Raw genomic sequence first — 7,949 nt, forward strand, 5'->3', positions numbered from 1 at the left:
TGTTCGGTGCTGGCTTGACTCCATTTTCTTCACATTTTGTGGAGCCTATTGCTCCGCCCAAATGGCTAAAGTCGAGTCGAAGAAGTCGGAGGTCTGGTCTGTCAACTTGAGAGGATTGCTTAAATGCCTCGCGTTTCCATCATCATTCCCACCCTAAATGAGGCGGCGGCGTTGGAACGGACGCTGCGCGGCTTGAGTGTGCTTGACCCGCCTGCGTGGGAAATTTTAGTGGTGGATGGTGGCAGTCACGATGAAACGGTGACGATCGCAACCTCGACCGCTGGAACCGTCATCACGTCTGAACAGGCGGGACGATCGATCCAGATGAATCGGGGTGCCGAAGTTGCTACGGGTGAGATTCTTTGCTTTCTCCATGCGGATACGCTAGTGCCCGATGATGCGATCGCGGTCATGACCAAGACTCTGGCAAATCCTGCGATCGCCTGCGGTGGCTTTATCTCTCTCATGACTGGAACAGAGACAACCCGCTGGGGTGTGTCCTTGCATAACTACTTGAAGACCTACTATGCGCCGTTGCTGTTTCGCCCTTATCGCTTTTTCTTCAAAGGGTTACGGCTGCTGTTTGGCGATCAGGTGATGTTTTGTCGTCGTGGTGACTTTTGGGCATGTGGTGGCTTTGACCCCGCGTTGCCCATTATGGAAGAAGCTGATTTATGCCTTAAGTTGTTGCCGTATGGACGCATTCGTCAGGTGAATCGAGTGGTGCAGTCATCCGATCGCCGGGTCGCCAAATGGGGGACGCTTAAAGCCACCGCGATTTACCTCTACGTCGGCTTTCTCTGGGGCATGGGCGCATCCGCCACAACTCTCAAGCGTTTCTATGAAGACATTCGTTAAACTCCAGGCTGCAACGTGCCCAACCCCAGCTTTATAACATCACCAAACTTTAGGCACTAGCGGCCGCTCAACCCGTGAGACAGGCGCTTGCCGTTCCATTTCAAAGAAGCAGCAGATCAGAGTCATTGAGCCAACGCTGGTCAAGATGACAATCAGCAAACCGCTAAAGATCAAATCGATCGGGCTATCACCTTTCACTGATGGCATTCGCTTTGCAAAGGCTCTCACAGCAGCTAGAGACGTCTTTCCGCCTTGACGCCTACCTGGATGCGGTGTACCAGGGGCCTCGATCGTGGGTGTAAGGTGATGCCAGGTTTGCGTTTGAGGTTCAAAGACAGTCACCGATGCGCTCGATCGCGTTAAAAGTGCTGCCTGCATTGCTGCTGTTGAAGCCGTTGGAGAAGCCTGAGTGAAAAGACGTTGATCTCCAGAAGACGGCTTTGTTAGGAATAAGTGGGCTGGCTGGTGCGATCGCGTAGCGACTACATTCATGTCAGGCAAATTTATGTCCTCTAAAACATCGGCTGCTGTCTGATACCGCTGTCTCAAACTGGGTTGCAGCAGCTTGCAGAGAATCCTTTCCAACTTGGAGCTAATGGGCATGGGTAAATAGGTCTGCCACTTCCAGGCATTCTCACTGCTGTCGTACAGGTCAAAGGGTGGCATCTGCGTGAGTAAGTGCACGCACGTTACACCCAAACTATAAAGGTCGCTGGCAAAGACCGCTTGACCGCGAAGTTGCTCCGGTGCCGCGTATTCAGCGCTGCCAACAAGCGTGCCTGTATTGACTGCACTCAGGATGCTGAGATGCTTGGCAGCACCAAAATCAACCAGCACCAAATCCTTGCCTTCCTTGCGTAGAGGGGCTGGTACTGCTAAGGGGGAGCGACGCATAAGATTGGCAGGCTTAAGATCGCGGTGAATGACTTGATGTTCGTGGAGGTATTGCAAGACAGGCAGCAGCGATCGCAACACCGTCCAAATTTCCACTTCATCGAAGGACACCGCACCCGTTAGTTCCTGTTGCAGTGTCCAGCCATTTACCCACTCTTGCACGATAAAAGCATAGCCATCTTCCTCAAAGGTAGCCAGTAGTTGAGGGATTTGAGGATGGTCACCTAATTCTGCTAGCCGCTGCACCTCTTGCTGAAATCGTTCAGAGGCACGCGGGCGATCGCTGTCATGGGTTTGTAGAAAAAGCTGTTTGATGACGCAAAAAGAGGCGATGTCGCTCTGCTCATCACGGACAAGAAAGGTTCTGCCAAAGCCGCCTTGACCCAGCAGTTTGAGGATGCGATAACGATTGCATAACAACACCTTGCACTGACTGAAGAGGGGTGGATCAACGTGTTCAGAGGCAAAAACATCACAGTCTTGAAAATGTGGTGAGGGGACACACCTCGAAAAATAGGCACACATACAAAAACGTTAGTGATAACCATTTGCAAATCAGATGCCCAACGTTTTAAAGAGGTTGGGCATCTTGTTTTTACTAGCTGGCAGGTTTCAACGCATCCAATGCCAGGTTTAGCTTGAGCACATTCACACCGGGTTCGCCGAAGATGCCCAGGAAGCGACCATCGGTATTCTGCTTGATCAGGTCTTCTAACTGATTTGGTTGCAGTCCCCGTGTTTTGGCAACCCGTGCAATTTGGGCGGCAGCACCGTCTGGCGTAATGTGAGGATCAAGACTCGAGCCAGAGGTATACACTAGATCCGCTGTTGGCTTAACACCCGCTTTTTGGAGTCGGGGAAGGTCGCCTTCGATCGCTTTGCTGGGGTCAGGGTCGCTCTTGCCTTTGATGCGATCCAGGAGAGCAGGATTGCTGGGAGCCAAATTGCTGGCACCTGAGACTCCTGTACTGAGCACACCAGCGGTATCTAATGGCTTGCCGTCTTTGTCTTTGCCAGGGTCAGCCGTACTGTAGCTGGTGGTGCTGGGGCGACTGTTAAAGTATTTGTCTGATGTAAACGGTTGCCCAATCAAAGCAGAGCCAACCACATCCCCTTTAGCGTTCTTCAGCAGGCTGCCGTTTGCCTGAAAGGGAAAGACAACTTGCCCAAAGGCAATCATGATCAGGGGATACGCAATCGCGGTAATCACCCAAAGCACCAGGGTCGATCGAACGGCTCGATTCGCTTCACGTGCAAAACTCATTAGAATTTCTCCGGTACGAACATAACGAAAAAGAGATAAATACCAAGGGCAACAATCACTAAACCAAGGGCTGCCAGCCAGTACGCCTGGGTGCGAGACAGATCGCCACCTGTAGCCGCAAAGACGGCAGGTGCCAGCACTAGGTTGAAGCAGAGACCGAGAAAGAGATAGAGCGGTAGTTTCTGTCTGCGCCATTCAGTCCAGATTTCGGTCATGGTTTCTGCGGCTGGCGCAAGGATTTGAGTGGAAAGGAGAGGCGGTCGATCGTGGAGTCGTTTCATAGTCAGTAGAAGATAAAGAGAGGCAGAAGGCAAGAGGCAGAAGGCAGCAAACTGCTGTAACAGAAATGGATGTTAAGAAAAGGGAATCAGTACGTCGATAATTTTGATGGCGATGAAAGGGGCAATGACGCCACCAACCCCGTAAAGCAGAATGTTGCGACGTAGAAGTTGGTCAGCCGTAAGGGGGCGAAACTGCACGCCTTTAAGTGCCAGCGGAATCAGGGCTGGAATAATCAGCGCGTTGTAAATGAGCGCTGAAATAATGGCAGATTGGGGGCTTTTCAAACCCATCACATTGAGCGCCCCAATGCCTGCTGCGGCAAAAATCGTGGGGATGATGGCAAAGTATTTGGCAATGTCATTGGCGATCGAAAACGTCGTCAGCGCACCGCGAGTGATGAGAAGCTGCTTGCCGATCGTCACCAGATCAATCAACTTAGTGGGGTCAGAATCCAAATCCACCATATTGGCGGCTTCTTTGGCGGCTTGAGTCCCGGAGTTCATGGCCACACCTACGTTTGCCTGTGCCAGTGCGGGGGCATCGTTGGTGCCGTCTCCGGTCATGGCGACCAGTTTGCCTTCCGATTGCTCTCGGCGGATGACATCAATCTTGTCTTCAGGAGTGGCTTCGGCAATGAAGTCATCGACACCGGCTTCTTCAGCGATGACGGAAGCGGTAATCTGGTTGTCACCCGTGAGCATGATGGTTTTGACACCCATGCGACGGAGTTGGTCAAACCGTTCACGCAAGCCTGCTTTAACAATATCTTTGAGATAGATCACACCGTAGATTTCACTGTCCTGACAGACGGCAAGCGGAGTGCCACCCAACCGCGACACTCGCTCATACGCCGCATCCAAATCAGCCGGAACCGAGCCACTACGTGAACGCACGAAGCCTTTGATCGCATCCACTGCACCTTTGCGCACTTCACGTCCATTGGGAAGGTCGGTGCCGCTCATGCGAGTACGAGCGGAAAATTCCACACCCGATGCATCTTTCGGATTAAAGTCCGCCACCGCCTGACACTTTTCGGCAAGGGTGATGATCGATCGACCTTCGGGCGTTTCATCAAAAACGCTGGCAGCTAACGCAATCTGCGCCATTTCTTCAAGTGTGTGACCGTTGATCGGAATGAACTCATCTGCTAAGCGATTGCCCAGCGTGATTGTGCCCGTTTTATCCAGTACCAATGTGTTGATGTCGCCACAGGCTTCGACCGCGCGACCAGACGTGGCGATGACGTTAAACTGCGCGACCCGATCCATCCCCGCAATCCCGATCGCACTCAGCAACCCGCCGATCGTGGTGGGAATTAGGGCCACCAGCAGCGAAATCAAAATGGCGATCGTCGTGGGTGACTGCACATAGTTCGCCAACGATGGAATCGTCGAAACCACAATCAAAAACACCAGCGTCAGCACTGCCAACAACACTGTTAGAGCGATTTCGTTAGGCGTTTTGGTGCGCTCAGCACCTTCGACCAGAGCAATCATACGATCAATGAAGCCCTGTCCCGGATCAGAGGTCACGCTAATGATCAACGTATCCGAAAGAATGCGCGTACCACCCGTGACCGAACTCGCAATGTCACTATTGGGTTGCTTTAACACGGGAGCCGATTCGCCCGTGATCGCCGCTTCATCGACAGAGGCAATGCCTTCCATCACTTCGCCATCTGCCGGAATCATGTCACCAGCGATGACCTTGACGCGATCGCCACGTCGCAGCGCTGTAGAGCTGACTTCTTGAAGGGAGCCATCGCTCATCAGCTTTCGTGCCACGGTATCCGATCGCGTCGATCGCAGCGAGTCTGCCTGCGCTTTACCGCGCCCTTCCGCCACCGCTTCGGCAAAATTGGCAAAGACAATGGTGAAAAAGAGAATCGCTGTAATCGAACCGTTGAGAAGGCGCTGTTGCCCTGGATCTGCCTGTACGGTACCAAACAGATTGGGATCGATCGTCACAAGTAGCGTCACAATCGTGCCGACCCAAACCACGAACATGACCGGGTTTCGCACTTGAACACGAGGATCGAGCTTAATAAACGACTCGCGTACTGCCCGTTGATACAAACCAGACATATTGACTTTAGGTGTATGCCTGCGAGAGTCTCGCGTCCCTCCCGGAGTACGGGTAGAGCGAGGTGAAGCGTCTGAATCTTGTTGGGTTTGCATAAATGTTGGAAGTAAAGGGAGAAGGTGAGGCGTCAAAGCCAACTCAAAACTCAAAACTCATTCAGTTACCCAATGCCTTTGGCAATCTGAAAAGCTTCGGCGATCGGCCCCAACGCCAGCACTGGAAAGAACGAGAGCGCGCCCATAATCAAAATCACGCCTGCTGTCACGCCAGTAAACAGCCATGTGTCCGTGCGGAGAGTACCGGTTGTCATGGGTACGGGTTGCTTGCGCGACATACTATCCGCCAGCAGCAACAACGCGATGATCGGCACGTAGCGGCCTACCAGTAGGCTAAAGCTAGCGCTCAAATTCCACCACAGCGCTGACGGTGCCGGTTGGCTGTCTAGCAGACCTTCAAAGCCAGAGCCGTTATTGGCGGCGGCCGAGGCATATTCGTACAGCACCTGCGTTAAGCCGTGAAAGCTAGGATTCGCAATGCCGTTGTAAAAGCCCTGCGCCGTGGCACCATCCGGGGCACTGGGTAATGCCATCGCGATCGCGCCTGGAATCAGAATGGCGATGGGATGCACCAGTAAGATCAAAAAGCTTGCCAACACCACCTCGCGCTTCTCAATCTTGCGTCCCAAAAATTCGGGTGTTCGTCCCACCATCAAGCCAGTGACAAAGACTGCCAACAGCAGGTAAGCAAACAGATAGGCAGTGCCTGTGCCCTGCCCTCCCCAAATGATTTGCAGAAACATATTCGCCAGGGTGACAAATCCGCCGTTGGGCATGAACGAATCGTGCAAGCTGTTAACCGCACCGCACATGGTGCCCGTTGTAATCGCTGCAAATAACGCAGACTGGGCCCAGCCAAACCGGACTTCTTTCCCTTCCAGGTTGGGCGCTTGACCACCAAGGAGTGCATTGACGGCCGGGTTGCCGTTATATTCACCGATCGCCGTCACGATGATGAAGGCAACCGAGATTGCCAGCACCATGCCGTAGACTAACCAGGCTTGTCTGCGGTTGTTGGCAAACACCCCATAGGCATAGATAAACGAGGCTGGAATCATCACCATGCCCACAATTTGCAGCAGATTGGTAAACGGGCTAGGATTTTCAAACGGATGCGCTGAGTTGATGGCAAAGAACCCACCACCGTTCTCTCCAACCTGTTTCAGAATCTCGAAGTGAGCGACAGGACCGCGTGCGATCGCTTGGCTGATAGCGGGATTTTCGAGCGTGGGGATCACTACTGGCCCTGCTAGCGTTTCGGGCACACCACCAGCAATGAAAAGAACCGTGCCAACAATGCCGATCGGTAACAAAATGCGAGTAATAGATAGCGTTAGATCCACATAAAAATTGCCCAATGGTCTGCCCGTTAAGCCGCGGATAAAGGCAATCCCTACTGCCAATCCAGTAGCGGCTGAGACGGAAAACATATAGCCCAACCCCGCAAACTGAGCGAAATAGCCATAGGTTGTTTCGCCTGAATAATGCTGCTGGTTGGTGTTCGTCATAAACGAAATCACCGTATGTAAAGCTGTGTCCCAAGTTGGCGCACTGAGTCCCGTTGGGTTAAACGGTAACCATGCCTGATTAAAGAGAATGAAAGCCAGCAAGAGCGACATGACAAGGTTGCTGTACAGCACTGCTCGCGCATAGTGCCAACCCGTCATATCTTCGCGGTGCTGTACGCCAATGAGCTTTAGAATGATCTGCTCAACAGGCGTTAAAAGTGGGTCTAAAACGGTTCGCTGTCCTAGATAAACGCGAGCCATATAGCCCCCAAGTAGGGGAGTAATCGCTACTACAATGAGTAGCGTTACAGCAATTTGAATCCACCCTTGAAGCATGGGTTCATTGAACTCCAATTAAAGTTGAATGTGAGTTTTTGGTCTCAAGGACGTTAAATTTGCCGAAAAATGGGCAAAATCATCTTAGACCAGGTCATTGAATACCACTAGCAGCTAGTGCATAGGCAATAGCAAAATCGCTTCAAGACGTTTTCAGAAACATCTCGAATACTGCCAGAATCCTTTGCGATCGCTTCGGATATGATGAGACAGTGATCAGCGATCGCTCTGTTCAAAGCATCGACTACTTGTAGATAATTGACCTATTAATCATCAGAGATTTGGTGAGAAAATACAAGTATATTTTGTGCCACTCTACTCATATATTGCTTGCCTTATGTCTTCACGAATAGAGCGATTAACCTGTTTAGAGACAGTCTATAGCTAGAGATATATGCGTCATCTAAACAACTCCATAAAGTTGGAACAGAAACCAATTTCTGCATCACTCTTATGGTGGAGATTTGAGAGTCATCAATCAGTATTGCTTGAGCGCGTTTCAGCAAGACAATGCGATCGACATACCCCGACGATCGGTTTCTTTGCGTGGGGTCACGTCTGGCGATGAGCCTGCCGTCTTGTGACAAAAGGGTTTGCTTGCAGGTTTAGAAGCGATGGACTCGCTAGCTTCGTCGCTATGGCTCGAAAAACAGGCGTGTATCTTTCCTC

6 protein-coding genes are annotated in these 7,949 nt (G+C 51.7%); 1 reads left to right on the top strand and 5 read right to left on the bottom strand.

Going from position 1 to position 7,949, the window contains the following annotated elements; translation table 11 throughout:
- Positions 1-123 precede the first annotated feature (123 nt).
- Positions 124-858, top strand: coding sequence for a TIGR04283 family arsenosugar biosynthesis glycosyltransferase (locus tag C7B82_RS16480; RefSeq protein WP_106257382.1), 735 nt, complete (start codon positions 124-126; stop codon positions 856-858).
- A gap of 39 nt (positions 859-897) precedes the next feature.
- Here C7B82_RS16480 and C7B82_RS16485 read toward each other — a convergent pair whose 3' ends face one another.
- The 5 genes from C7B82_RS16485 to kdpA form a co-directional block, all read right to left on the bottom strand.
- Positions 898-2,172 (bottom strand): serine/threonine-protein kinase, encoded by a 1,275-nt coding sequence (locus C7B82_RS16485; RefSeq protein WP_219904501.1) that lies wholly within the window; start codon positions 2,170-2,172, stop codon positions 898-900.
- A gap of 178 nt (positions 2,173-2,350) precedes the next feature.
- Complete coding sequence (gene kdpC, locus C7B82_RS16490; RefSeq protein ID WP_106257384.1) at positions 2,351-3,016, bottom strand: K(+)-transporting ATPase subunit C; 666 nt, start codon at positions 3,014-3,016, stop codon at positions 2,351-2,353.
- Positions 3,016-3,297 (bottom strand): potassium-transporting ATPase subunit F, encoded by a 282-nt coding sequence (locus tag C7B82_RS16495; protein WP_106257385.1) that lies wholly within the window; start codon positions 3,295-3,297, stop codon positions 3,016-3,018. The genes kdpC and C7B82_RS16495 overlap by 1 nt, the downstream gene beginning before the upstream one ends.
- Positions 3,298-3,369: 72 nt before the next feature.
- Positions 3,370-5,475: a potassium-transporting ATPase subunit KdpB gene (gene kdpB / locus C7B82_RS16500; RefSeq protein WP_106257386.1), complete on the bottom strand. Its 2,106-nt coding sequence runs from the start codon at positions 5,473-5,475 to the stop codon at positions 3,370-3,372.
- Between the two features lie 65 nt (positions 5,476-5,540).
- On the bottom strand, positions 5,541-7,280 hold the full coding sequence (gene kdpA / locus C7B82_RS16505) for a potassium-transporting ATPase subunit KdpA (RefSeq protein ID WP_106257387.1): 1,740 nt from the start codon (positions 7,278-7,280) through the stop codon (positions 5,541-5,543).
- Positions 7,281-7,949 lie beyond the last annotated feature (669 nt).

Source organism: Stenomitos frigidus ULC18, assembly GCF_003003795.1.
In the GTDB taxonomy this organism is placed as follows: domain Bacteria; phylum Cyanobacteriota; class Cyanobacteriia; order Leptolyngbyales; family Leptolyngbyaceae; genus Stenomitos; species Stenomitos frigidus_A.

Excerpts from the sequence above, each read along its gene's own strand:
- kdpA (WP_106257387.1), bottom strand. The coding sequence starts at position 7,280 with ATGCTTCAAGGGTGGATTCAAATTGCTGTAACGCTACTCATTGTAGTA.
- C7B82_RS16495 (WP_106257385.1), bottom strand. The coding sequence starts at position 3,297 with ATGAAACGACTCCACGATCGACCGCCTCTCCTTTCCACTCAAATCCTT.
- kdpB (WP_106257386.1), bottom strand. The coding sequence starts at position 5,475 with ATGCAAACCCAACAAGATTCAGACGCTTCACCTCGCTCTACCCGTACT.
- kdpC (WP_106257384.1), bottom strand. The coding sequence starts at position 3,016 with ATGAGTTTTGCACGTGAAGCGAATCGAGCCGTTCGATCGACCCTGGTG.
- C7B82_RS16480 (WP_106257382.1), top strand. The coding sequence starts at position 124 with ATGCCTCGCGTTTCCATCATCATTCCCACCCTAAATGAGGCGGCGGCG.